This is a genomic window from Pedobacter hiemivivus, assembly GCF_005144565.1.
Taxonomy (GTDB): domain Bacteria; phylum Bacteroidota; class Bacteroidia; order Sphingobacteriales; family Sphingobacteriaceae; genus Pedobacter; species Pedobacter hiemivivus.
Genome location: NZ_SWDX01000002.1, coordinates 514,292 through 539,967 on the forward strand (window position 1 = coordinate 514,292; position 25,676 = coordinate 539,967).

The 25,676-nt window shown below is 39.2% G+C and carries 15 protein-coding genes; 11 read left to right on the forward strand and 4 right to left on the reverse strand.

What is annotated here, in order from left to right; genetic code table 11:
• Positions 1–13: 13 nt before the first annotated feature.
• The 4 genes from araA to FBD94_RS05710 all read right to left on the reverse strand — a co-directional run bounded on the left by araA (position 14) and on the right by FBD94_RS05710 (position 4,714).
• Entirely contained in the window at positions 14–1,504 is a 1,491-nt protein-coding gene (gene araA, locus FBD94_RS05695) for an L-arabinose isomerase (protein ID WP_136879434.1), read from the reverse strand.
• Between the two features lie 27 nt (positions 1,505–1,531).
• The gene (locus FBD94_RS05700; RefSeq protein ID WP_131606390.1) at positions 1,532–2,230 is read right to left on the reverse strand and encodes an L-ribulose-5-phosphate 4-epimerase; all 699 of its coding nucleotides are present in this window, start codon (positions 2,228–2,230) and stop codon (positions 1,532–1,534) included.
• Between the two features lie 5 nt (positions 2,231–2,235).
• Positions 2,236–3,915, reverse strand: a complete 1,680-nt coding sequence (locus FBD94_RS05705; RefSeq protein ID WP_136879435.1) for a ribulokinase — start codon at positions 3,913–3,915, stop codon at positions 2,236–2,238.
• 88 nt (positions 3,916–4,003) lie between these two features.
• Positions 4,004–4,714 (reverse strand): NUDIX hydrolase, encoded by a 711-nt coding sequence (locus tag FBD94_RS05710; protein ID WP_131606386.1) that lies wholly within the window; start codon positions 4,712–4,714, stop codon positions 4,004–4,006.
• Positions 4,715–4,836: 122 nt separating this feature from the next.
• Between FBD94_RS05710 and FBD94_RS05715 the strand changes: the two genes are divergently transcribed.
• The 11 genes from FBD94_RS05715 (at position 4,837) to FBD94_RS05765 (ending at position 25,675) form a co-directional block, all read left to right on the forward strand.
• Entirely contained in the window at positions 4,837–6,012 is a 1,176-nt protein-coding gene (locus tag FBD94_RS05715; protein ID WP_136879436.1) for an aldose epimerase family protein, read from the forward strand.
• A gap of 98 nt (positions 6,013–6,110) precedes the next feature.
• Positions 6,111–10,193, forward strand: coding sequence for a hybrid sensor histidine kinase/response regulator transcription factor (locus FBD94_RS05720; protein ID WP_131606382.1), 4,083 nt, complete (start codon positions 6,111–6,113; stop codon positions 10,191–10,193).
• A gap of 168 nt (positions 10,194–10,361) precedes the next feature.
• Positions 10,362–11,570, forward strand: a complete 1,209-nt coding sequence (locus tag FBD94_RS05725) for an alpha/beta hydrolase family protein (protein ID WP_169472226.1) — start codon at positions 10,362–10,364, stop codon at positions 11,568–11,570.
• Between the two features lie 29 nt (positions 11,571–11,599).
• Positions 11,600–12,178, forward strand: coding sequence for an RNA polymerase sigma factor (locus FBD94_RS05730; protein WP_131606378.1), 579 nt, complete (start codon positions 11,600–11,602; stop codon positions 12,176–12,178).
• Positions 12,179–12,281: 103 nt separating this feature from the next.
• Entirely contained in the window at positions 12,282–13,496 is a 1,215-nt protein-coding gene (locus FBD94_RS05735; RefSeq protein ID WP_136879438.1) for a FecR family protein, read from the forward strand.
• Positions 13,497–13,779: 283 nt separating this feature from the next.
• On the forward strand, positions 13,780–17,106 hold the full coding sequence (locus FBD94_RS05740) for a TonB-dependent receptor (RefSeq protein ID WP_169472227.1): 3,327 nt from the start codon (positions 13,780–13,782) through the stop codon (positions 17,104–17,106).
• Between the two features lie 26 nt (positions 17,107–17,132).
• Complete coding sequence (locus FBD94_RS05745) at positions 17,133–18,557, forward strand: RagB/SusD family nutrient uptake outer membrane protein (RefSeq protein ID WP_136879440.1); 1,425 nt, start codon at positions 17,133–17,135, stop codon at positions 18,555–18,557.
• Between the two features lie 212 nt (positions 18,558–18,769).
• A complete protein-coding gene (locus tag FBD94_RS05750) occupies positions 18,770–19,348 on the forward strand; it encodes an RNA polymerase sigma factor (protein ID WP_131606370.1) in 579 nt (192 codons plus the stop codon).
• A 74-nt stretch (positions 19,349–19,422) separates the two neighbouring features.
• Positions 19,423–20,562: a FecR family protein gene (locus FBD94_RS05755; RefSeq protein WP_131606368.1), complete on the forward strand. Its 1,140-nt coding sequence runs from the start codon at positions 19,423–19,425 to the stop codon at positions 20,560–20,562.
• A 257-nt stretch (positions 20,563–20,819) separates the two neighbouring features.
• Positions 20,820–24,200: a TonB-dependent receptor gene (locus FBD94_RS05760; protein WP_131607195.1), complete on the forward strand. Its 3,381-nt coding sequence runs from the start codon at positions 20,820–20,822 to the stop codon at positions 24,198–24,200.
• A gap of 11 nt (positions 24,201–24,211) precedes the next feature.
• Complete coding sequence (locus FBD94_RS05765; RefSeq protein WP_136879441.1) at positions 24,212–25,675, forward strand: RagB/SusD family nutrient uptake outer membrane protein; 1,464 nt, start codon at positions 24,212–24,214, stop codon at positions 25,673–25,675.
• The last annotated feature ends 1 nt before the right edge of the window (position 25,676 follow it).

Genomic DNA, 25,676 nt, shown 5'->3' on the forward strand with positions numbered 1-25,676 from the left:
GTCATTTGGTTATTTACTTATAAAAGACTTCGTTCCATTGTAGCTCATTTCTGAACTGATTGATTTTAGTATCAGCACCGATATTTACATATTCGATACCTGCAATATTGGCGAAATCCAAAAGATGCGCTGTCGTTAGGTTCTGACTGTACGCCGTATGGTGCGCACCACCTGCGTAAATCCAGGCTGCACATCCGGTTTTCATATCAGGAAGTGGTTTCCATAATACCTGTGCTACAGGTAGATTTGGAAGTTGATGTTCAGGCTCAACGGCTTTAACTTCATTAACCAGTAAACGGAAGCGGTTACCCATATCAATAATAGAGGCATTGAGTGCGTCGCCACCGGCTACGTTAAATATAAGCCTGGCGGGATCTGCCTTACCACCAATTCCAAGTGGATGTACTTCAAGGCGCGCTTTGCCATTGGCAAGTGAAGCATCTACTTCAAGCATGTGCGAACCCAACACCATTGAATTAGCAGGATCGAAATGATAAGTATAATCTTCCATGAAAGCGTTAGCACCTGGAAGTCCGGCACCCATTACTTTACAGGCTCTTACTAAGGCTGTGGTTTTCCAGTCACCCTCTCCAGCAAAGCCATAGCCTGCAGCCATCAAACGTTGTGCTGCGATGCCCGGTAACTGTACCATACCATGCAGATCTTCAAAAGTATCACTGAAGCCTTTGAATCCTCCATCTTCCAGGAATTTCTTTAAACCAAGCTCTATTTTTGCAGCTTCATACACTGAAGCATGTCTGTCTCCACCACGAAGAAGGTCTGCTGTCATCGTATAGGTAGCTTCATATTCTGTCAGCAATTCCTGAATAGCTGTTTCTGGGATACTGTTGATTATCGCAACCAGATCTCCTATACCATAGGTATTTACTTCAAAACCGAATTTAAGTTCAGCTTCAACTTTATCGCCGTCCGTAACTGCTACATAACGCATGTTATCTCCAAAACGAGCGAATTTGGCACCCTGCCAGTCATGCCATCCGGCAGCGGCACGTGTCCATGTGTCAATTTCTTGTACTACCTCTTCATCCTGCCAATGCCCAACAACTACCTTACGGTCTTTACGCATTCTGGTCACCATAAATCCAAATTCACGGTCTCCATGCGCACTTTGGTTCAGGTTCATGAAATCCATATCAATGGTATCCCATGGAATATCGCGGTTAAACTGTGTATGTAGGTGCAATAGTGGTTTCTGAAGGATATTTAATCCCCTGATCCACATCTTGGCCGGAGAAAAAGTATGCATCCAGGTAATTACACCGATACAATTGGCACTAATGTTGGCCTGCTGAAGTGTTTCGAAGATTTCGTCCGCTGTTTTTACAATTGGCTTATACACAATGCGGACATGGATAGCCTGCGCCGCATCTAATGATGCCGCCACCTGTTGTGCATGTGATGCTACTTGTTTTAAGGTTTCTTCACCATAAAGGTGCTGAGTTCCGGTGATGAACCATACCTCTAAATTTTTTAAATTGATCATATTAAATGTAATTATCTAATTATTCTGTTATTGTCCGTAATAAGAATCAGCACCATGTTTTCTTTCATAATGCTTTTTAATTAATGAATCTTTTAATTTGGGTACGTCTTTGCGTATTTGTTCAGTAAGAAAGGCCATTCTTGCCAGTTCTTCTACTACCGCACTATTGTATACCGCTTTTTCAGCTGTTTTTGCCCAGGTAAAAGGCGCATGGTTGCCAACGAGGATCATTTCTACCTCTTTGTAGCTTAGTCCAGCCGCTTTTAAATGGTTCATGATCTGGAATCCGGTTTCGTATTCATAGTTTCCAGTGATCATGTCATCCTGCATAGGAGGGGCGCAGGGAATGTCGACCGTTAGGTGATCCGCATGCGTGGTTCCATAAATCGGAATTGCCCTTTGCGATTGCGCCCATGCCGTTCCATAAGTAGAATGCGTGTGTACAATCCCGCCAATCTCTTCCCAATGCTTATACAATACTGCATGTGTTTTTGTATCAGATGAGGGGCGAAGTGTTCCTTCAACGGTATTCCCATCAAAGTCTACAATCACCATTTTCTCTGGCGAGAGTTCTTCATAAGGTACACCGCTCGGTTTTATGGCAAATACACCCGCAGCTCTATCTGCCGCGCTGGCATTACCAAAGGTGAAAAGTACCAGCCCTAGTTTAGGGAGTTGCATATTTGCCAGGTACGCTTTTTCTTTAATTTCCTGATAGTTGTTCATGGTGATTATTTTATAGTACTAGCTTCGATAAATCCGCCAAGCGTTTTATATTGTAAAAAGCGGGCTTCATAATAAGCGATGGTTTCTGCTTCTGGGGTATATTCTTTGTCGAAACCACTACCCATACCCAGCATCGCGGCTTCAACGTTCGGATAAATGCCTGCTACAACGGCCGCAAACATGGCTGCACCTAAAGCACAAGTATGTTCAAACTGATGGATACGGATCGGCATATTCAATACATTCGCCATAGTTTGCATTACGAAAGGTGATTTTTTAGCTACACCGCCAATACCGATGATACCTTTTACCGGAATACCTTCGGCTATAAAACGGTCGACAATATTTTTAGCGCCAAAGCAAGTCGCCTCTACCAATGCTCTAAATACGCGAGGGGCATCAGAAGCTAAATCAAGGTTGCTGAGCGCACCCTTCAATTCCTGATTGGCATCAGGGGTTCTTCTTCCATTTAACCAGTCAATCGCCAGTTCATCCTCCTCTGTTCTTGGCAGCAAAGCAGCTTGCTTACTCAGTTCCGGAATAAGCTGATCTAAAAGTTCTTTTTCCAATGCAGCAGCCGTATGGCTATCTAGCAGTGCCGAATTCCTTAATAAGTTTTTTATTGGCCAGGCCAGCACTTCTTTAAACCAGGCATATACATCGCCAAAGGCCGATTGTCCGGCTTCAAGACCAGGCATTCCCGGGATCACAGAACCATTCACTTGTCCACAAATCCCCTTGATGAGTTTACCCTCCATATCGGCTTGTGGCACCACTAAAATATCGCAGGTAGAAGTACCCATCACTTTGCTTAAATGATAAGGTTCAATTTGGCCACCAACAGCACCCATATGTGCATCAAAGGCGCCAACACCTACCACGACATCTGTATTTAAGCCTAAACGTTCGGCCCATTCTGTACTGAGGTTTCCGGCGGATACATCAGAAGTGAACGTATCTTTAAACAAACGGTCTGTAAAACCATCCAAGATTGGATCTAATGCCGTAAAGAATTCATTTGGGGGCAAACCGCCAAACTCTTCAGCCCAAAGGGCTTTGTGTCCGGCTGCACAACGACTTCTTTTCATTTCCGAAATGTCGTTTCCTCCAGTAAGTAGGAACGGTACCCAGTCGCAATGCTCTACCCAGGAATAACAAGCCTCCTTTACGGCTACATCAGCACGTAAAATGTGCAATAACTTAGCCCAGAACCATTCTGACGAATAGATGCCACCACAATATTTAAGATAGTTGATGTCATATTTTGCCGCATGGTTGTTGATTTGCATGGCTTCCTTTACAGAAGTATGGTCTTTCCATAGCACAAACATCGCATTAGGATTTTGCTCAAATTCAGGTAAAAGGGCAAGCGGTGTACCTGCTTGATTTACCGCCACTGGTGAAGAACCGGTGGTATCCACTGCAATTGCTTTTATAGCAGCAGCGATGCTATCGCCACCGGCTTTAAGGATACAGTCTTTTATGCTTTGTTCTAGACCTTCAATATAGTCTAAGGGATGTTGTCTGAACTGATTTTTTGCAGGATTGCAGAATAACCCTTTCTGCCAGCGGGGGTAATAGAAAACGGATGAAGCCAGTTCTGCTCCATTGTTTGCGTTGATAATTACTGAACGCACAGAATCCGATCCATAATCAACCCCTATAACGTATTGATCTTTGCTCATATTTAGTTAAATAAATGTCTAATTAACGTTTATTTAATTTAATAAAAGAATTTATTTTAAGAATCCTGCTTTATGAGCTAAAGGGTTCTTATACAGATATTAGTTTGTCCGGGTTTGGAATGAAGTTTAGGAATGCCTGGAAGTTTGCTTTATACTTTTTCTTATCCAACTTAAAATAAAACGCACCTTTTTTAGAACCAGATTTATCTTTTTCAGCAAGTTTGATCAGCAACTTAGTTGCCGTTAATTTTCGGATAAAGTTGCGGTTGTCTATTTGTGTATTGTATACATCTTCATACAAGTTTTGAAGTTGCGGAATGGTGAATTTTTTAGGTAAAAGTTCGAAAAGAATAGGGTGTAAGGCCGCTTTATATCTTATTTTCTTTTTTGCCGCTTCCACCATTTCACCATGGTCAAAGATCAATTCAGGTGCATCTTTCAAGAGGAACCATTCGGCATGATACTGATCGCTAATCTGTGTTTCGTATTTATGAATGTCGATTAATGCAAAATAAGTAACCGATAAGGTTCTTTCAATGGGATCCCTTAACGGGTCACCATATGCCTGGATTTGCTCCAGGTAAACACCCTCAAGTCCGGTAAGCTGAGTAAGTACCCGGTTGGCTGCACCATCCAGACTCTCCTCGGGCCTAACAAAACCTCCCATCAAACTCCATTTATCCTTTTCCGGTTCAAAGCCTCGTTTAATTAGGAGAATCTTTAAATGCTCTCCATCAAATCCAAAAACAATGCAATCAACGGCAATTAAAAAACGAGTCTGATCAGTATATTTTTTCATTAGTTCTTTGGGCTAAATATCTATAGTTGTAAATGTATCATATTTTGAATATTAATAGTTGTTTTGACATTTAATATTCTTTTTATACATTAGTAATAAGATCAAATATATAAAAACGCATTATGAACAAAAATTTCAAATCCATTTGTTTAATTTTTATTTCGGTATGGACATTAAGCGGTTGTAGCAATGGAAACAATCATCAATCTACCGGAAATGACGCTTTGGCTGTTTCGACTGCCCATATACCAGATGCAAACGGATTTAAGGCCAGCATAGCGGGGAAGAATGTTGAACTTTTTGTATTAAAAAATAAAAACGGAGTAGAAGCTGCAATTACCAATTATGGTGGACGAGTGGTATCCTTGTTGGTGCCGGATAAACATATGGCACTTCAAGATGTAGTATTAGGTTACGATAGCCTGAAAGCTTATCAGAAAAAAGGAGAACCATTCTTTGGGGCATTAATTGGTCGTTATGGAAATCGTATCGGGCAAGGAAAGTTTACATTAGAAGGCAAAACTTATCAATTGGAACTGAATGATGGCGTGAATACGCTTCATGGTGGATTTGACGGTTTTTTTGGTAAGGTTTGGGATGCTAAGAAAGTGAACGATCAAACTCTCGAATTGAGTTATTTCTCTAAAGATGGAGAAGCTGGGTATCCGGGAAATTTAACGGTTAAGGTAACCTATGAATTAACCGATGAGAATGCTTTGAAAATAAGCTACAACGCAACTACAGATAAGCATACTGTATTGAACCTAACCAACCATGCCTATTTTAATTTGAATGGGGCAGGAGATTCAACAATTACAGATCATTTGCTGTCAATTGATGCAGATACTTATACTCCAGTTGATTCTACTTTAATTCCTACAGGAAAATTGGAACAAGTTGCAGGAACACCATTTGATTTTAACAAACCAACCTTAATTGGTGCAAGGATCAATGATCAAAACGAGCAGTTGAAATTTGGAAAGGGCTACGATCATAATTTTGTATTGAGAAAAGGTAATGGGCTTCAGAAGGTGGCTACAGTTGTCAGTTCTAAAACTGGTATTGTGATGGATATTTTAACGGAAGAACCAGGATTACAGTTTTATAGTGGTAATTTCTTAATTGGGGCTGACCATGATGGTAAAGGTCAGGTGAGTTATCCGCACCGTTCAGCTTTTTGTTTGGAAACCCAACATTTCCCTGATTCACCGAATCAATCTACGTTTCCTACAACGGAATTAAAACCAGGACAAGCGTATAAAACGGTAACCGTTTATAAGTTTAGCGTTCAGAAATAACGAATAGACATTATTCATACAGGCTCTTTTTGTTTAGCTGCCGTAACAAATATGAAAGTAAAATCATATTTTTACGCTAAACCAAATGAGCCTGTCCAATGTCACCATCATTTTTTTGGATTAAACTGTCCCTGTTATTCATGCTATTGTGTGGATATAGGTCAGCCATTGCCCAAAAAGACAAGATTACTTTTAAACACCTTACTGTTGAAGATGGGCTTTCTCAAAGCAGTGTGCTTTCTATTGCGCAAGACAGCATGGGCTTCATGTGGTTTGGAACAAAGGATGGCTTAAATAAGTATAATACCAGAAATTTTGAGGTCTATAAACGCGAAAGAGGAAACAGTTCCTCATTAAGTAGTGGGCAGAATATTAATGCTTTATTGACCGATACCAAAGGTAATTTATGGGTAGCTACACAAAAAGGATTGAGTAGGTATTTGCCTGAAACCAACTCTTTTCAACGCTACCAATATGATCCCAAACGGAAAAATAGCCTTAGCAATAATATTGTAAGAAGTATTTTTGAAGACAATAAGGGGCATATTTGGGTAGGAACGGATAGCGGATTAAATAAGTTAATTGGTGGTAACAGTTTTGTTCGATTTATGCCTGGTAAAGGGAGCAGCCCTGGCTTAGCAAATCAGCTGGTTAAATCTGTTCATCAGGATCATAAAGGTGTGATGTGGATCGGAACTATCCAGGGGCTAACAAGATTAGAATTCAAAAATGGGAAATATAACTATCAATCTTATTTCCATAAGCCCGGAGATCCGGAAAGTCTTATTGATGATGACATCAGTGTGGTTTTTGAAGATCCACAGCATAACCTGTGGGTAGGAACACATAATGATGGCCTGGACTTAATGGATCGCGAGAAGGGAACTTTTAGGCATTTCGTGACTAAAAAAGGAGATCCCAATAGCATTAGTAGCAATGTAATTCGTAAGATTAAAACAGATCAGAATGGTCGATTGTGGATTTCTACCCTTCATGGTATAAACATATTAGATCTGAATACTTTTAAATTCAAAGTGTTAAACCATAATCCCGAAGATCCTACAAGTTTAAATCACAATTCTATCTATGATATGGTGAAGGATGCGACTGAATCGATGTGGGTGGGTACCTATTTCGGCGGCGTAAACTTTTATCATCCCAATGCAACACCATTTAGAGAATACAAGACCAGCTTAGGCAAAAATGGGATCAGTAGTAATGTCGTAAGTTCTATTGTTGAAGATAAATACCACAACTTATGGATCGGAACTGAGGCCGAAGGACTCAATTATTTCGATCGTAAAACAGGTAAGTTTACCAGCTTTAAGCACGATTCAGAAAATATCAATTCACTTAGCTCAAATTTGGTTAAAGCAGTTTCAATTGATCAAAATGGGGAGGTTTGGATAGGTACCTATGAGGGAGGGCTTGATGTTTATTTGCCTGAGACAAAAACCTTTAGGCATTATAAGCCAAATTATACTGACCCTAAAGCTTTAAATTCTAATCGGATTGTCTGTTTGTTACACGATAGTAAAAACAGACTCTGGATAGGCACACGGGCACAAGGTATTTTTATATATAACGAAAAGGAAAATAACTTCGCGCCCTATAGCAGTCCCGGAAATCATCATGATTTAAAGTTTCTTAGGTATTTATTTGAAGATTCTAAGAAAAACATCTGGATCGCCACTAATTCAGGAACCTATATTCTTGATCCCGTAACCAACAAAATAAAAACGTTTAAGATTGATGACAACAGCACAAAATTTGATGACATCAACCTTATTCAGGAAGATTCACGTGGGATAATTTGGCTGGGAAGTTATGATGCAGGACTAATTCGTTATCAGCCAGCAACTCATAAAATTCGTTTTTACACCATGAAAAATGGATTGCCGAGCAATGTTATTCTGGGGATTTTAGAAGATGAGGTTGGAAATCTGTGGATCAGTACTGACAACGGATTGGCTAAATTTGATCGAAAATCTTTCAAAACCTATACTGTCGAAGATGGATTGCCGGGTAACGTATTTAATTACAATTCGTTTTATAAAGATACCCAAGGGCAGCTTTATTTTGGGGGATACAATGGCCTAGTGAGTTTCTATCCTAACCAAATCAAAGAAAATAAAAAAATCCCAAAAGTTATTTTTACCCGATTGAGGCTTTTTAACAAGACAGTTGCTATAGGTGATGAAAGTAACTTGTTGAGTCGCAACATTAGCTTGACCAAAGAACTTACTTTTTCACATGCTCAGAATATTTTTAGTGTAGAGTTTGCTGTCCTTAATTACATCAAATCGGAGAAAAACAAATATGCTTATAAACTTGAGGGGCTTGATAAAGAGTGGAACTATGTAACTACTCCAACGGCTACATTTTACAATCTTCCATCTGGTACGTATAAATTATTGATCAAGGGATCAAATAATGATGGGGTTTGGAGCGATCAGCCAGAAGAAATGATCATCCATATTGCTCCCCCGTTTTGGAAAACCTGGTGGGCTTATCTGATTTATATAATTTTATTTTCTGCGATCTTATTTCTTGTATTTAGGTTTCTATGGATCAGGGCTTTATTGAGGAAGGAACATGAAGTTTACCAAATGAAAATGGACTTCTTTACCAATGTTTCTCATGAGATCAGAACGCCTTTGACGCTGATTATAGGCCCTTTAGAGAATTTAATTAATGATACAAAAGAATATCCTGGGATAAATCGTCGATTGCTTACCGTAAGAAAGAATGCCGGAAGGTTAACCCGTTTAGTTAACGAGTTGATGGATTTCAGAAAGCAGGAGGCAGGTAAATTGACTTTAAATGTGTCTCCAGAAGATATAGTGGAATTTGCAAAAGAGATCTTTTTATCATTCCAGTACCTGGCGATAAAACATCATATTGATTATCAGTTTATCAGCAACGACGATCATATAGAGGTGTATTTTGATTCGGAACAACTGGAAAAGGTGTTTTTTAATTTATTATCAAATGCATTTAAGTTTACCCCCGAATATGGTATCATAAATCTATCGGTAAATCGGACAGAAAATGGATTTGTAGAAATAACTGTATGTGACAATGGTAAGGGGATTCCTGAAGAAAGTAGAGCTAAATTGTTTACCAATTTTTACCAGGTAAAAGATCCGCTTTCAAGAAACAATGGAACAGGGATTGGACTGGCCTTATCAAAAAAAATAGCCCGATTACATCATGGTGATCTAATTCTTTTGCCAAGTCCTGCGCTTAGTGAAGCAAATGTTCAAACTTGTTTTAGCTTAAAACTACGAACTGGCTGCAGTCATTTTAAAAAGAGCGAACTTAGTCCACAGTTTGTAAACGTGGAGAGTCCTGTGTTGTACCAGTTGCCACAAGAGTTTGAGGAGATGCCGGATCTGGAGTTGACGAAAGAGCTGCCTGCTGAAGATAGGATTACAATATTGATTGTGGAAGATAACCGTGAAATACGCGATTTTATTAAGCAGTCGTTAAAACACGCCTATCACATCATTGAAGCCGAGGATGGCCAACAGGGCACGCAGATCGCATTTGAAAAAATACCCGACATTATCGTTAGTGATGTGATGATGCCTGTTATGGATGGATTGGAGTTGTGTCGTGTACTTAAAACAGATCCACGAACCAGCCATATTCCTATCATTCTGTTAACTGCACGCTCAGGAAATATACACGAGGTGAGCGGACTAAAAACGGGTGCAGAGGCTTATATCACCAAGCCTTTCAGTATTGATGTGTTACTGCTTAACATTAACAACCTGCTCACACTGCAAAATAATATGCGCAGAAAGTTTAGTCAGCAAATTACCTTGCAGCCTTCCAATGTACTCATTGAATCTACAGACGAAGAGTTCTTAAATAAAATCATGACCATCATCGAGCATAATTTTAGTATTGATGAGTTTAATGTAAATGTGCTGGCTGCTGATGTAGGAATGAGCACGCCAATTCTGTATAAAAAGATTAAAGCGCTGACGGGCTTAACTGTTAATAATTTCATTAAATCAGTGCGCTTAAAAAGGGCAGCCCAGTTGTTGCAACAACAAACTTATACTGTATATGAAGTGGCTTATATGGTAGGTTTTAGCGATAGTAAATATTTCAGTAAGGAATTCGCTAAGCAATTTGGACGCACGCCAAGTGATTATGCCGAAGAGGTCTAGGTATAACCAAATCCATCTGATCGTATGAGGTTGTAATCATAGATATTTTGCCTAGGTGTTGGCAGGGCACCAGTTGGGATAACCGTCCTATCTGATGTCAAAAAAGTTTAATAGAATGCCAATTATTTCGCAGATGGGAGGCCTTGTAATCTCCTATATTTGATGGAGATGCTAACCAGATATTACATCCCAATATACATATTTATCGCCGTGTTCTTTTGGCTCCAGAGCACTAGTGCCCAAATAAAGGGGACAATTTGGGATACAAAAGAAATTTATAAGGTGCCCAACTATGAAACCATAAGTACGGATTCGGCAATTGGAATAGTGTATCAGGGTTTGACTTATAAAGGTCAGTCAAAAAACGTATTTGCTTATTACGCCAGTCCCGGAACATTAAGTGGCGACCGATCAAAAGATAAAAATTTACCGGCAGTAGTATTGGTTCATGGTGGTGGTGGGACAGCATTTAAAGCCTGGGCAATTTTATGGGCTAAAAAAGGATATGCAGCCATAGCTATGGATTTGCGAGGTAACGACGCTAAGAAACAACATCTAGCTGGTGGCTTTGATGAGCCGGGTTCGTTAACTCCATACTTTACCATTACCCCCAATTTGAATGAGCAATGGATGTATCAGGCGGTAGGAGATGTGATATTGGCACATAACCTAATCAGGAGTTTTGCAGCGGTAGATAGTAATAGAACGGCCCTTACAGGCATTAGTTGGGGTGGGATCATTAGCTGTTCATTGGCTGGTATTGATAATCGCTTTAAAGCCGTTGTGCCTGTATATGGCTGCGGTTATCTATTTCACAACAGTGCAATGCTTAAAGAATTGGACAAATTGAGCGCATCAGATAAGGCTACATGGGTTAAGCAATACGACCCTTCTCAATATGTAGGAAAAGCGAAGATGCCTGTGTTGTTTATAAATGGAACAAACGATGGACATTTTTATTTGGATAGTTATGCCAAGACCTACAACATGGTGAAAGATAAAAACCTTTCTATAAAAATTGGCCTTAAACATAACCATAGTTATGGCTGGGGGAATGACGAAATTTATCATTTTATCAATAGTTATCTAAATGGTACTGCCTCTTTGCCAAAGTTAGGTGCCATTGAAATGAAAAAGGGTTCAATAACCTCAAAAATTAAAACCGTTGTTCCTATTGATCAAGCTTATCTTAATTATACAATGGATACGACATCGGTATTAAAAGATAGAAAATGGGAACGCAAGGTGGTAACAATAAAAGATCATAAGGTGTGGTTATCGGGACTTCCTGATGGAATTACGATTTGGTATTTTTCGGTAATTGATAAAAGAGGATTACAGGTTTCTGGTGAATTGCAGTGGATGGTTGTCAATTAAAATGCTTAATTTTAGTTACAACTTGAGCTATGCCATACAACCAGTTAAGCGACGAAGAATTGGCCGATCTTTTAAAAGAGGGAGATCGGGATGCTTATACTGTGATTTTTGATCGTTTTTATGGTTTGTTGTTCATCCATGCCTGCAAGTTATTGCGTAATGAGGATGAGGCGAAAGATGTAGTTCAGGAACTGTTTGAAGTGCTGTGGACACGTCGGGAAGGCCTTTCATTTGAACATAGCTTGTCAGCTTATCTGTATGCATCAATAAGAAACCGTATCATCAACCGAATTTCACATCATGAAGTTGAACATAAGTACATCAATTCCTTACGCGGATTTATAGATCGTGATACTTATTTTGCAGATTATAGGGTAAGGGAGCATGAAATGAAGAAGATGATTGAGGAAGAAATCTCTGCCTTGCCCTCAAAAATGAGAGAGATTTTTGAATTGAGTAGGAGGGATTACCTTTCCCATAAAGAGATTGCTGAAAAATTGCAGATATCTGAGCACACCGTACGTACCCACGTTAAAAAAGCTTTACGAATACTCAAACCAAAACTAGGGATCATCGCGTATTTATTTCTGTATTCTAACAGCCTTTAAGTACTATTAAAAGCTTTTTTTATTTTTATTTTCAAAAGGAGTACCCTATACCCCCTACGTTTCCTGTTATAATAGCATAAAGTTAAAATACCAAATATACTGTATGCGTAGAGACCCAAAAAGATTGTTGGAGAAGTACAAAGCCGGCAACTGTTCAGATCAAGAAAAGGCAATTGTAGAAAGCTGGTACCTGGAATTAAAATCCGAGGAGGGGACGCCAACGCATACCATTATAGAAAATACTAAGGATAAAGTTTGGGCAGCCTTGTCTGCTGCTGAAGACACTACGACAAAAAGGCCAAACATAAAAACAATTTATCTGCGTAAAGCTGCAGCCTGGGCTGCTGTTATTTTTATAATTGGGGCGGTCGGATTGTTTTTTCTAAACAAATCAAAGGTGCAGCAAGTCGCTAATCATACCGTAAAAAAGAACGATGTACTTCCTGGTGGTAATAAAGCATTTTTGACCTTGGCTGATGGTAGGAAAATATCATTAACAGATGCCGCGAATGGGGAACTTGCCAAACAAGAGGGACTAGTGATCAAGAAAACTGCTGATGGGCAATTGGTATATACCGTAGCTGGTTCTGATAAAGAAGGGGGAAATGGAGCCCCACTATTTAATACCATTGAGACTCCTAACGGCGGGAAATATCAGATTAATTTGCCTGACGGCACTAAAGTATGGCTAAATGCAGCCTCATCTTTGCGGTATCCAACAAAGTTTACAGGCAGTACAAGGACTGTGGAGTTGAAAGGTGAAGGGTATTTTGAAGTAGCGAAAGTAACGGTCAAAAGCAGTTCTGCTGGTATTAAGGCAGGTTCTAGGGTGCCTTTTATTGTTAAAACGGCCTACCAGGAAGTGGAAGTATTGGGAACACATTTTAACATCAATGGTTATAAAGATGAAGCCGATATTAAAACAACCTTATTAGAAGGTTCTGTGCGTGTCTCTTTAAAAGGAGATTGGAATAATCCATCCAAAATTAACGATTCAAAATTGTTAAGTCCTGGTGAGCAAAGCCAGTTAAATGAAAAAAACATTAATGTAAAAGCTGTGGATATCGAAAGTGTGATGGCCTGGAAAGCAGGTGATTTTATTTTTGATGGTGATGATTTGAAAAGTATCATGCGAAAAATAGCTAGATGGTATGATGTAGAGGTGATTTACAAAGGAGAATTCGAGAATTTGAAGTTCGGTGGATTAATGTCTCGCTCTAAAAATATTTCCTCGGTATTGGGGATTATGGAGTCGACCGGAAGGATTCATTTTGCTATTGAAGGCAATCGGATTACTGTGTTACACAGTGAAAAGTAAATGAGTAAATAATATACTAACCAAATATAATTAAAAACGTAACGCCTATGAAAAGAGAAAAAGACCCAGAATAAGCATCTTATTTGAGGTACTAAAGCCAAAGATTTCCGCCTGTTGCGAATTCTAATAAAAACCGGAAGTGACTGGAATCACTCCCGGTAAAAATGGCTGGGATACCCTCCAACAGTTAATTTTTCGTTTAACCCAACTAACCAAATGTATGAACTTTTACAAACAATCTGTATGTAAGCCACGGGGCTTTGTGCATAAATTTCTGGTAATCATGAAATTTACTACAATTCTACTGGTCACCGCCTTTTTGCAACTTGCTCAGGCCAGTAACGCGCAGCGCATCACAATTTCCAAAAAGAATGCTACGCTGCAACAGTTATTTAAAGAAATCCGTAAACAAAGTGGTTACGATTTCTTTTACAATCAAGAAGACATTAAAAAAGCTAAAAGAATTGATATTTCAGTTCAGAATCAAACGCTGGAAGATGTTTTAAGGCTTTGTTTTGAAGACCAACCTTTTACTTTTATGTTTAAGGACCGAACGGTGGTTGTCAAAGAAAGTAAGCCAAATGAAGTATTATGGAGTAATTTTATTCAAAAAGTAGAGCTGAAAGGAAAGGTGACCGATGAAAAAGGAGGTCCTATGCCCGGCGTAAGTATAAAACTTAAAGGTAGTAATGTTGCTACCATGACCGATTGGAATGGTAGTTATGCTTTAACCTTGCCGGATGGAAATGGCACCCTTGTTTTTAGTTTCGTAGGCTATGCCTCACAAGAGATTAAGGTAGATAATAGGACCTGGATTAGTGTGGTGTTGAAAGAAGAGGATAGTGCCCTTTCTGAAATTGTGGTGGTAGGTTATGGTACACAGAAGAAAAAGGATTTAACAGGTGCAGTGTCTTCTATTTCGGCTAAAAGTGTAGAGAATCTACCAATTGCCCGTGCAGATCAGATGATTCAGGGTAGAGCAAGTGGGGTACAGGTTACGCAAACCCAATCACAACCTGGTGGAGTATCGAGTTTAAGGATTCGTGGTACAAATTCTATCAATACAAGCAATGAACCACTATTTGTGGTGGATGGATTTCCTGGAGCAGGTAATTTAAACACCATTAATCCCAACGACATACAGTCCATCGATATCTTAAAAGATGCCTCATCAATTGCTATTTATGGGAGCAGAGGCGCGAATGGAGTTGTGATCATAACGACTAAAAAAGGAACAGCCGGTCAGTCTGCCGTTAATTTCGAAGCGTATTACGGATTGCAAAAAGTAAGAAAGCCTTATAAAATGATGAATGCCACCGAGTTTGGTACTTATCTGAACGATGCACAAAAATTAACGAATATAGAAACCCCGACCTTGGCAAAGGCCTTACCTTATACTGATGCACAGATTGCTGCATTGGGTGAGGGAACTGATTGGCAAAATGAGCTTTTTCAAACAGCTCCAATTAGTAATTACCAGCTAAATTTTATAGGTGGAACTCCAGAAACCAAATACAACCTGAGCATGAACTATTTCGACCAACAGGGAATTATTATCAATTCCGGTTATAAGAGAGCCTCTATTAGATTTAACCTCGATAAAAAGGTTGGTGAAAAGTTGAATTTTGGCTTTAGTTCTCAGCTGACTGGCAGTATTGACAATAGAGCACTTGTTAACACCGGTGGTGGCTCAGCAGGAGGCGTTTTGTTGGATGCTTTAAGAATTAATCCTGCTGTTCCTGTGATGACGAATGGCGATTATACCTATCAAAATGGACCAACGGGGTATACCTTTGCCTTGGGAAATCCAATTGCTTATGCGAACAAAACAACGAACCAATATAAAGACTTGCGCGGTTTGATTAATTTTTATGGAGAATATGAAATTATCAAAGGGCTAAAATTTAAAACCACAGCTGGAACAGATTTCGATTTTCTAACAAGAAATCTCTATATCCCTTCCGATATATTTTTGGGTAGCAACACATTGGGGTCGGCAAGAAAAGAGTATGCAAACGCTGTAAGTTGGGTAAATGAAAATACGCTAACTTATGATAAACAGCTAAATGAAAACAATGCTATTAACATTATAGGTGGCTTTAGTATGCAACAATTTGATACTAACGATTTTTTCTCTGCCAGTACAAACTTTTTCACCAATGTACTTGGATATGATAATATTGGGCTAGGCGCTAATGTGTTAACTCCAGGCTCTACCCACAATAAAAATACGTTGGCTTCTTTCTTTGGTCGTGCAAATTACCGTTTAATGGATAAATACCTGTTTACGTTTACTATGCGGGCAGATGGTTCTTCTAAATTCGGCAAAAATAACAAATGGGGATATTTTCCTTCCGGAGCAATTGCATGGCGGATTATTGAAGAAGATTTTATGAAATCGCTTCCTTTTATCAGCGATTTAAAGCTACGCGGTAGTTTGGGCGTATCCGGTAATCAGGAAATTGACCCATATCAATCCATCGGACGCTATCCAACAAATAGTGCAACTTTAGGCGGCAGTACTCGTGTGGTTGGCGTATCGCCAGCCAATATTGCTAACCCGAATCTTTCATGGGAATCAACTTCGTCGTTCGACATTGGTTTAGATCTGGCCTTCTTTAAAAATAGAATTACTATGACGGCCGATTATTACAGCAAGCATACTAAAGATTTGTTGTTGAATGTTGCTGTGCCACGTACTACTGGTTATGCAAGTATCTTATTGAATGCGGGAGGTGTCGATAATAAAGGCTTTGAGTTCGCTATTAACAGTGAAAATATCAACGGAAAATCTTTCCAATGGACAACCAACTTAAATTTCTCATTGAACCGCAATAAGGTTACTGATCTTGCTGGTGAGAAAGAACGTTTTGTGGGGGATGCCAGTAGCAGTCTTTTCCCATCAGGAACCGGCGGGACCAATGTTTTAAGAGTAGGTGAGTCTATTGGTTCATTTTATGGTTATCGTTTTGTTGGCATCTGGCAAACAAAAGAGGAGATTGCTGCCAGTGGTATTAGTGGTGTATTGCCTGGTGACCCAAGGTATGCTGATTTGAACAATGACAAGGTAATTGATGCGAAGGATCGTGAAATTGTGGGACATGCACAACCTAAGTTTATTTATGGAGTGACCAATAATTTCACTTATGGTCGTTTAAACCTAAATCTATTTATACAGGGGGTGCAAGGAGATGATGTGTTGAATTTAAATAAATATGAGTTGGAATCAGGCGATTTTACGACCAATAAACTGGCCACTGTAAACGACAGATGGACTGGGCCAAACACCAGTAACACTATTCCAAAGGCCAACAGTACCTTACGTAGAAGAACTGGTATTACAAGTGATGTAGTAGAAAATGGAAGTTTTCTACGCTTGAAAACGGTATCCTTATCTTATAACCTACCGCTTGGCAAAGGATTGGGTAAAACCATTAAATCAGCTAGTATTTATGTGACTGGGACTAATCTTTTAACTTTTACAAAGTATAGTGGTTATGACCCTGAGGTGAACTCATTTGTAAATACAAATGTTTTGAGTTTAAATACAGATTATAACGCTTACCCGACAACCAAAATGTACACTGCTGGGGTAAGAGTTGGGTTTTAATTGATTTATTTATTAAGAACAAGACAATGAAGAAGATATATATAATATTAGCTATGCTGATGGTAGTCAGTACTTCATCCTGTAAAAAGTTTTTGGAGGAAGATCCTTATGATTTTATCTCAGAAGAGAAATTTTATAAAACTGAAGGTGATGCACTCGCTGCTTTGAATGGGGTAATAAACATTATGCAATTGCAACAGTATTACGGTCGTACTGTTTGGATTGTGAATGATTTAACCGGCGATCAAATGAAAGTTGGTGCGCCACAAACCAACCGACCTGAATTGTATAGCCAGACCTATACCTCAACCAATGGCGAGATCAGCAACTGGTGGAACAATTCTTACGTGTTGATTAATCGAGCAAATGATGTGATCAAAAATGTTGAAGGTGGACCAATTCCTGCTGTCTCCAGAGACAATATTGTTGGTAATGCAAAATTTTTGCGGGCACTGGCTTACTTTGATTTAATAAGAAGTTTTGGTGATATACCTTTGATTACGAAACCTACAGTGGGAACAGACGATTTCAAGCCTGTACGTACGCCGATTAAAACGGTATATGCTCAGGTTATTGAAGATTTAATATTTGCCGAAACCAATTGTACAAAGGAGGATAAGATTCCGGCAGCGAGTAAAGGCAGAGTTTCGAGTGGTGCTGCCAGCGCTTTATTGGCCAAGGTTTATTTAACCAGAGCATCAAGTACAGCGGCAGAACCTACTGATTATCAAAATGCCCTTACGCAATGTAATAAGGTAATTGCAGTAAGTCCAGCAGTATACACCTTGTTGCCTTTTGCGGATGTGTTTGATCCGAATAAGAAAGCTGCAAATAAAGAAGAGATTTTTGCTGTTCAGTTTGGTTTGCCACCTAATACAGGCAATATTACCCCTCGTATGCACTTACCAAAAGCTGTTGCGCCTTTTGATGGAAATGAAGCTTTTTATGTGGAGAATTCTTTTGCACTATCTTATGCGGTAACAGACACAAGGAGAGCCGCAACCATTGGAGCAGTACCAGCAAGCAGTAATTTCTATTACCTTAAATTTACTGATCCATCTAGACAAGGAAATAGTGCCAGAAATAACTGGGTTATTTTACGCTATGCTGATGTTTTGTTGATGCAGTCTGAAGCGATGAACCAGATTAACACCGGCGATCCTAATAAATTTAATGGTATCAATGCAGTTAGGGGTAGAGCGGGGCTGTTACCTTTAAGTTTTGTAACTACACCGGGTAAGGATGATTTTATCACCGCACTGGTAAATGAAAGAGGTTGGGAGTTTGCAGCTGAGGGGCAAAGACGATATGATTTGCTTAGACTTGGCAGAATGAAGGACCAGCAATTAAAAGTGCATAATATTCTGCTAGCTGATAAGTATCTGTTGATGCCGATTCCTGAAACGGAAAGAACGGCAAATGGTAACCTGACTCAGAATCCAGATTTTTAATAAATCAAAAATAATTAGAAATGGCAACGGTTATAATAACTGTTGCCATTTTTAGTTTTGCAATTTGCCAAGAAAATTGAATAAAATGCTAGTCTGATATGTACTAATTGTATTACATTTGTTATACACTAACCAAATGCAATATTATCTGAGCCTGTTTATGTCAGTTTTTGACATATCATCCGTCGGTAATAGATAGTTTTTACTGTTATATGTCAGGATATCACTTACATACAGATGAAGAATTGTTTGTTCTGATTAAGGAAGGGAATCATAGGGCCTACACGCAAGTCTTTGATCGTTTCTATTCACTATTATACCTGCATGCCTTAAAAATTCTTTTAGATGAGGATGAGGCAAAGGATTTAGTTCAGGAATTGTTCGAAATGATATGGCTGAAACGTGATTCATTAACAGTGAATGGAAGTGTATCTGCTTACCTATATGCATCCACGCGGAATATGGTGTTAAATCAGATTGCACACAAAAAAGTAAAAACCAAATACTTAGACTCTCTTGGCGAATTTATTGGACAGGAGGATTATCTCACTGATTTTTATGTTAGGGAAAAAGAATTAAAACGCATCATCGAAAAGGAGATCTCGGCTTTACCTCAAAAAATGAGTGAGATTTTTAAGTTAAGCCGTACAGAATATCTGTCCCACAAAGAAATCGCTTCACGATTACATTTGTCAGAATTGACAGTTAAAACACAGGTGAAAAGGGCTTTAAGGATACTGAAGCCTAAGCTGGGGTTTATCATTGGACTGATGCTATTATTTATTTTATAATTTTTTTCTTCGCACATACCCCCAAGCCTTATAGCTTCTTGTCTTATGACTGAAAAAAGCTAAAGGGTATAGTTATGATGGACGATCCGCAGAAATTATTAGATAAATACAACGCAGGTTTATGTACGGAGGAAGAAAAGGCCGCTGTTGAAAGTTGGTATCTGAAGTTGAGTTCGACTGACGTTGAAGGCTTGGATATTGCATCCGCTGCACGTACAAAGGCAATGGTTTGGTCATCTTTAATAGCAAACGAACCAGTGCTGAAAATACGGCGCCAATGGTATCTGGCCTCAGCAGCAGCTGTATTTGTAATTGGTTTTGCGGGCTACTTTTATTTAAGTCCTGCTACAACAGCACAGCAATTGGCTGTTCATCAACCAAAGAACAATAAGATCGTTCCCGGAAGTAACAAAGCTTTTTTAACCTTGGCCGATGGGCGTAAAATTTCATTGACTGATGCCAATAGTGGTGAAATTGTTAAACAGGAAGGATTGTCTATCAATAAAACTGCTGATGGGAAAATCGTTTATACTGTTGTTGATCAAGGAAAAAATGGGGGGCTAGAGAAAATAGCTTTCAATACAATTGAAACTCCCAAAGGCGGACAATATCAGATTAATTTACCCGATGGTACCAAGGTGTGGCTAAACGCGGCCTCATCCCTTCGATATCCCACAAAATTTGCTGCAAATATTAGAAAAGTAGAACTTACCGGAGAAGGGTACTTTGAAGTAGCAAAGGTGCATATTCCTTTTGTGGTTAAGACCGCAGGACAGGAGGTAGAGGTGCTGGGTACCCATTTCAACATCAATAGCTACAAAGATGAAGACGATATCAAAACGACTTTGTTGGAAGGATCGGTACGTGTAATTCCATTTGGTACTCATAAAAACAACTCTTCTAAGTTATTGAAACCGGGCGAACAAAGTCAGTTAAATGAAAGTGATATCAAGGTTAAGGCAGTAGACACAGAATCTATTGTTGCCTGGAAAAATGGTGATTTTGTATTCAAGGGAGATGATTTCAGGACCATAATGAATAAGGTAGCAAGATGGTATGATGTAGAGGTGATTTACAAAGGGGATTTCGATAATTTGAAATTCGGGGGCTATATATCCCGTTCCAAAGACATTTCTGCAGTATTAAACATTATGGAATCAACAGGTAAAGTTCGTTTTACTGTAGCAGGAAAGAAGATTACAGTTTTTAAGTAGCATAAAAATAAACAAGCAAATAATACAACCAAAAAATTAAACAACATGAAAAAGCAATACACTAAACAACAAGTACCTTAATTATGGTGTAAAGGCCTGAAAAACCGAGAGTGCTTCGAACCACTCCCGGTAAAAATGGCTGGGATACCCGCAAACAGTTAATTTTTTTCGTTTAACCCCAACTAACCAAATGTATGAACTTTTATAAACAATCTGTAGGTAAGCCACCGGGCTTAGTACATAAATTTCTGTTGATAATGAAATTTACCACAATTTTGTTGGTCACAGCCTTTTTGCAATTTGCACAGGCAAGTAAGGCACAACGCATTACTTTTTCACAAAAGAATGTGACGCTGGAAGAGGTCTTTAAGGAAATCCGTAAGCAAAGCGGTTATGATTTCTTTTATGATATTGAAGATCTTAAAAAAGCAAAAAGAGTTGATCTTTCTGTAAAAAATGAGACGCTAGATGAGGTGTTGAAGCGTTGCTTCGAAAACCAGCCTTTTACTTATCTGTTAAGTAATAAAACGGTTATCATTAAGGAAAACCGACAACCAGCCATTCGTACGAATAGTTCAATTCAGAAAGTAGAACTGAAAGGAAAAGTGACCGACGAAAAGGGCGGAGGATTACCGGGCGTAAGTATAAAACTGAAAGGTAGTAATGTCGGGACCATGACGGATGCGAATGGTAATTATGCATTAACATTACCTGATGGATCTGGAACACTTGTTTTTAGCTTCGTAGGCTTTGCCACACAAGAGATTGCTATAGGTAATAGAACAAACATCAATGTGGTCTTAAAAGAAGAGAATAGTGCCCTCTCTGAGATTGTGGTAGTGGGTTACGGTACACAAAAGAAAGTGAACTTAACTGGAGCTGTAAGTAATGTTTCCGGTACTGAGTTAACCAGCAGACAAGCGCCGAATACCACGTCGTTATTGCAGGGTAGAATGCCTGGTGTTCAGGTGGTACAAAACTCTGGTCAGCCCGGAGCCGAAAGTGCAACGATCCAGATACGCGGTATGGGGACTTTTAGTAAGGCTTCCAATGACCCATTGGTTTTGATTGATGGAATTGAGGGTAACTTAAATAATGTAAACCCTAATCAGATAGAAAGCATTTCTGTATTAAAGGATGCAGCTTCGGCAGCAATTTATGGCTCAAGAGCAGCCAACGGTGTTATCCTGGTAACCACTAAAATGGGTAAAGCTGGAAGACTAAATATCGATTACAGTTATAATTATGGCAGTCAGCGGGCCACTTCTGTTTACGATAGGATCACCAATTCTGTTCAGTTTATGGAGTTGTTGAATAAGGCTATCGATCATACGGGTACAAGTGCTAACCAGAGATACTCAGCTGCACAGATTGAAGAATATCGTCAAGGAGCGATTACTAATCCGGCTCAATATCCAAGTTACGATTGGATGGACGCAATATTTCGCACAGCGCCAATGCAACAGCATTACCTGAGTGTAAATGGGGGTAAAGAAGGTACAACCTATAATTTTGGCGCCGGGTACCTAAATCAGGATGGAATACTGATTGCTACAGGATATAAAAGGTATGATGCTCAGTTTAACTTTAAAACGGATCTGAACAAGAAGGTAACTTTTGGTACTAACATTTCCTTCTCAAAAGGCAAGCGGAATGAAACTGCCTTGAATGGTAATTTTGATGGTAATTCTACTGAAGATCAGATTCTGAGTGCGCTTGCTGCTCACCCTACTTTTACGCCTAAATTGCCAGATGGAAGTGGAAGGTATGCTGCTAAAGCCTATATTTTTGAAGGTGGAAATAAAAACCCTGTTGCTACAGCCGAAAATGGTGGTAGATATGTGAACAATCATTATGCTTTGGCTTCTGCCTATTTAAACGTAGATATTCTTCCTGGATTGAAAGGAGAAATCAAAGGTGCGGTTAAATACAATGAAAGAGAAACCAAGGTACATGTAGTTGGTATTCCTGGATATATGTTTTTACCTGACAATACTGGGGCGTATGCGTTCAATACGCAATGGAACGGTACCGTTGGTGAAAATAACTTAACTGTACGTGATGATAAAGATGTACAGTATACCATTTTTGGAACATTAAACTACACTAAAAAAATTGCGGAAAATCATAATTTCAGTGCATTACTGGGTGCTAGCCAGGAAACCTTTAGATACGATCGTTTACAGGGATTTAAAAGAAATGCACCGTCAGATGATCTGTTAGACCCGAGCATTTATGAACCAGGTGGTCAGACTGTCGACGGCTTTAGTTATGAATGGGCATTGCAGTCACTTTTTGGCAGGGTAAACTATGATTATAAAGAGAAGTATCTATTGGAAGCGAATTTCCGTTATGATGGTTCTTCTCGTTTTCCAACCGGAAATAAATGGGGCTTTTTCCCTTCTGCTTCGGCTGGGTGGAGAATCTCTCAGGAAGATTTCTTAAAAGATGTGAGTTGGGTGAGTAACCTTAAGGCCAGAGTATCATGGGGACAGGTCGGTAACCAGAACGTGAACAGAACGCTTTTAGGTGAGTCAATGCCATATCCTTATCAGTCTGTATTAAATCCTTACTTATATTTCATCGGCGGAAGTTTGCAACAAGGTGTAACGCAGACAGATTTAATCAGAAGGGATGTGAAATGGGAAACTACTACAGTGACCAATTTAGGTCTGGATTTTAACCTTTTTGGCTCTCGCTTATTTGGCTCTGTAGATTGGTATACTAAAAGAACAACCGATATCTTAAGAGAGCTTCAGGTTCCTGATTTTATTGGATTAGTTGGACCAACAGTAAATAGCGGTGAAATGAAAAACACCGGTTTGGAGTTTCTCTTGGGCTATGAAGGTAAAATAAATGATTTCCGCTATAAGGTACAGGGGAACTTCGAAACCTATAAAAATAAAGTAGTAAAATTTGGTGCCCGAGAGATTAATAGTGCCAATGGAACCATTACACAAGAAGGATTGCCTTATCAGTCTTACCTCATGTATATTTTTGATGGTATATATCAAAATCAAAGCGAAATTGATAATGGACCAACGCCAATAGTGAAACCTAAACCGGGCGACATGAAGTATAGAGATGTGAGCGGGCCAAATGGTGTACCAGATGGAAAAATAACAACTGATGACCGTATGGTTGTAGGTGGTGCTTTTCCTAAATTTAACTATGGACTTACCGTTAATGCAGAGTACAAGAATTTTGACTTAAGTTTCTTTCTTCAAGGTGTTCAAGGAAGAAAAATTTATGTGAGAGAATGGGGGATTGCACCATTTAGACAAGCTGGTCCACCTCCAACATTCTGGAAAGATGCATGGGATGGAGAAGGTACTTCCAACACGATACCACATATCTTTAATGAAGTGTATGCGCCTAATACGCAGGTGTCTGACTGGTGGTTACAAGATGCTTCCTACATTAGGTTAAAGAACCTGCAGTTGGGGTATAATTTTCCTGCTAAGTGGATCAATAAAGCTAAAATGCAAGGTTTGCGTTTATATGTTTCAGGTGATAACCTGTTTACAATCACTGACTTTTTTGATGGAAGTGATCCTGAGCGTGCAGCTGCAAGTGGCAGGGCTGCGATATATCCACAGGCTAAAATTTATTCGTTTGGACTTAAAGTTACTTTTTAATCCTAGATAAGATGAAAACATATATAAAAATAGGGCTTCTTCTGATGTCAGCAGTTTTTGTGACTTCATGTAAAAAGACACTTGATAAAGATCCGCTTTCAAATCCCAAAGAAGAGAATTTTTGGAGAACAGAAGCCGAGGCGGGCAAGGCTTTAGTAGCTTGCTACGCAAAACTAAAAGAACCAATTTTCTCGAATGGAAAAACTCAGAGTGGTAACTCTTTGTATTGGGAAGCGCTTTCTGATAATGCATCAAATACCTCTAATTATGAATCTTTTGATGTGGTGATGAGAGGTGATCATAATCAGGCAACAACAGGTATTGTGAGTAAAACCTTTACGTTCGGTTTTCAGGGCATTGCGTCTTGTAATTATTTCCTGGCCAATGTAGATAGGGTTCCTAATCTGTTGGAGGTTACGAAGAAAAGGATGATAGGTGAAGCTTTATTCTTAAGAGCCTTTTACTATAATGAGTTGACTCAGTTGTATGGGGATCTTCCTATAATTCTGCAACCTGCAGAGCTTGATGGTGATTATTTGAATACCCCCAGGTCACCAAAGGCTGCAGTGGTTACTCAAATTCTTAAGGATCTGGATCTGGCTATTTCTTATTTAGAACAGAAAGCTTATACAGATGGACGTGCGGTTAAAGGAACGGCTATTGCATTAAAAACAAAAGTATTGTTAAATAATGAACGATATGGAGAGGCTGCTGATGCCGCATGGACTTTGATAGGGGATGCTGCAAATCCGTTTCAACTTTCTGATAATTATGCTGGTATTTTCTTTGGCAATCAGCTCAATAATAAGGAAATCATGTTTTCTGTCCAGTTTAGGGCTCCGGATGATTTTCACTCTTTAGATCAGGTGATAGGGGGTAGGATGTCTATATTTCCAACTGTAGAATTAAGAAATGCCTATGAAGCAAATGATCCAAGAAGAAAAATGACCATTTTCGAAGCTGGAGATCCATGGGCTTATAATCCAGGAGGTTTTAAACAGGCTGGAAGTACTGCAGAAGGCCAAATTCCTTATACAGGTATGGCCATTAAAAAGTGGGTAAATACATCGATTAATAATGCTTCTGGAGCGACCTTAAGTGATCAGCATATGGTTAAAATCAGATATGCCGATTTACTATTGATGTATGCTGAAGCTATGTTTGAAAGTGGTCAGGGGACAGATCTTCGTGCCTTAAAAGCGCTAAATGATGTCAGAGCAAGACCGGGTGTAAATATGCCTGCAAAATTGGTACTTACAAGGGATGTTGTTAGAAATGAACGCAGGATAGAGTTGGCTTTTGAAGGTTTGCGCTACAATGATTTAATCAGATGGAAAGTAGCAGATCAGGTTATTCCTTTAGTCCCTTATGACGCAAAAGGAACAAAGAGAAAGTTCAAATCTTATCTCTTCCCAATTCCTCTTGGACAAATGGATATCATGAGAGGTGTGTGGACGCAAAACACTGGGTTTTAAA

Coding starts and splice junctions, on each gene's coding strand:
- FBD94_RS05720 (WP_131606382.1), top strand. CDS start 6,111: ATGTCACCATCATTTTTTTGGATTAAACTGTCCCTGTTATTCATGCTA.
- FBD94_RS05705 (WP_136879435.1), bottom strand. CDS start 3,915: ATGAGCAAAGATCAATACGTTATAGGGGTTGATTATGGATCGGATTCT.
- FBD94_RS05750 (WP_131606370.1), top strand. CDS start 18,770: ATGTCAGGATATCACTTACATACAGATGAAGAATTGTTTGTTCTGATT.
- FBD94_RS05735 (WP_136879438.1), top strand. CDS start 12,282: ATGCGTAGAGACCCAAAAAGATTGTTGGAGAAGTACAAAGCCGGCAAC.
- FBD94_RS05755 (WP_131606368.1), top strand. CDS start 19,423: ATGATGGACGATCCGCAGAAATTATTAGATAAATACAACGCAGGTTTA.
- FBD94_RS05730 (WP_131606378.1), top strand. CDS start 11,600: ATGCCATACAACCAGTTAAGCGACGAAGAATTGGCCGATCTTTTAAAA.
- FBD94_RS05725 (WP_169472226.1), top strand. CDS start 10,362: ATGCTAACCAGATATTACATCCCAATATACATATTTATCGCCGTGTTC.
- FBD94_RS05760 (WP_131607195.1), top strand. CDS start 20,820: ATGAAATTTACCACAATTTTGTTGGTCACAGCCTTTTTGCAATTTGCA.
- FBD94_RS05745 (WP_136879440.1), top strand. CDS start 17,133: ATGAAGAAGATATATATAATATTAGCTATGCTGATGGTAGTCAGTACT.
- FBD94_RS05740 (WP_169472227.1), top strand. CDS start 13,780: ATGAAATTTACTACAATTCTACTGGTCACCGCCTTTTTGCAACTTGCT.
- FBD94_RS05715 (WP_136879436.1), top strand. CDS start 4,837: ATGAACAAAAATTTCAAATCCATTTGTTTAATTTTTATTTCGGTATGG.
- araA (WP_136879434.1), bottom strand. CDS start 1,504: ATGATCAATTTAAAAAATTTAGAGGTATGGTTCATCACCGGAACTCAG.
- FBD94_RS05700 (WP_131606390.1), bottom strand. CDS start 2,230: ATGAACAACTATCAGGAAATTAAAGAAAAAGCGTACCTGGCAAATATG.
- FBD94_RS05765 (WP_136879441.1), top strand. CDS start 24,212: ATGAAAACATATATAAAAATAGGGCTTCTTCTGATGTCAGCAGTTTTT.
- FBD94_RS05710 (WP_131606386.1), bottom strand. CDS start 4,714: ATGAAAAAATATACTGATCAGACTCGTTTTTTAATTGCCGTTGATTGC.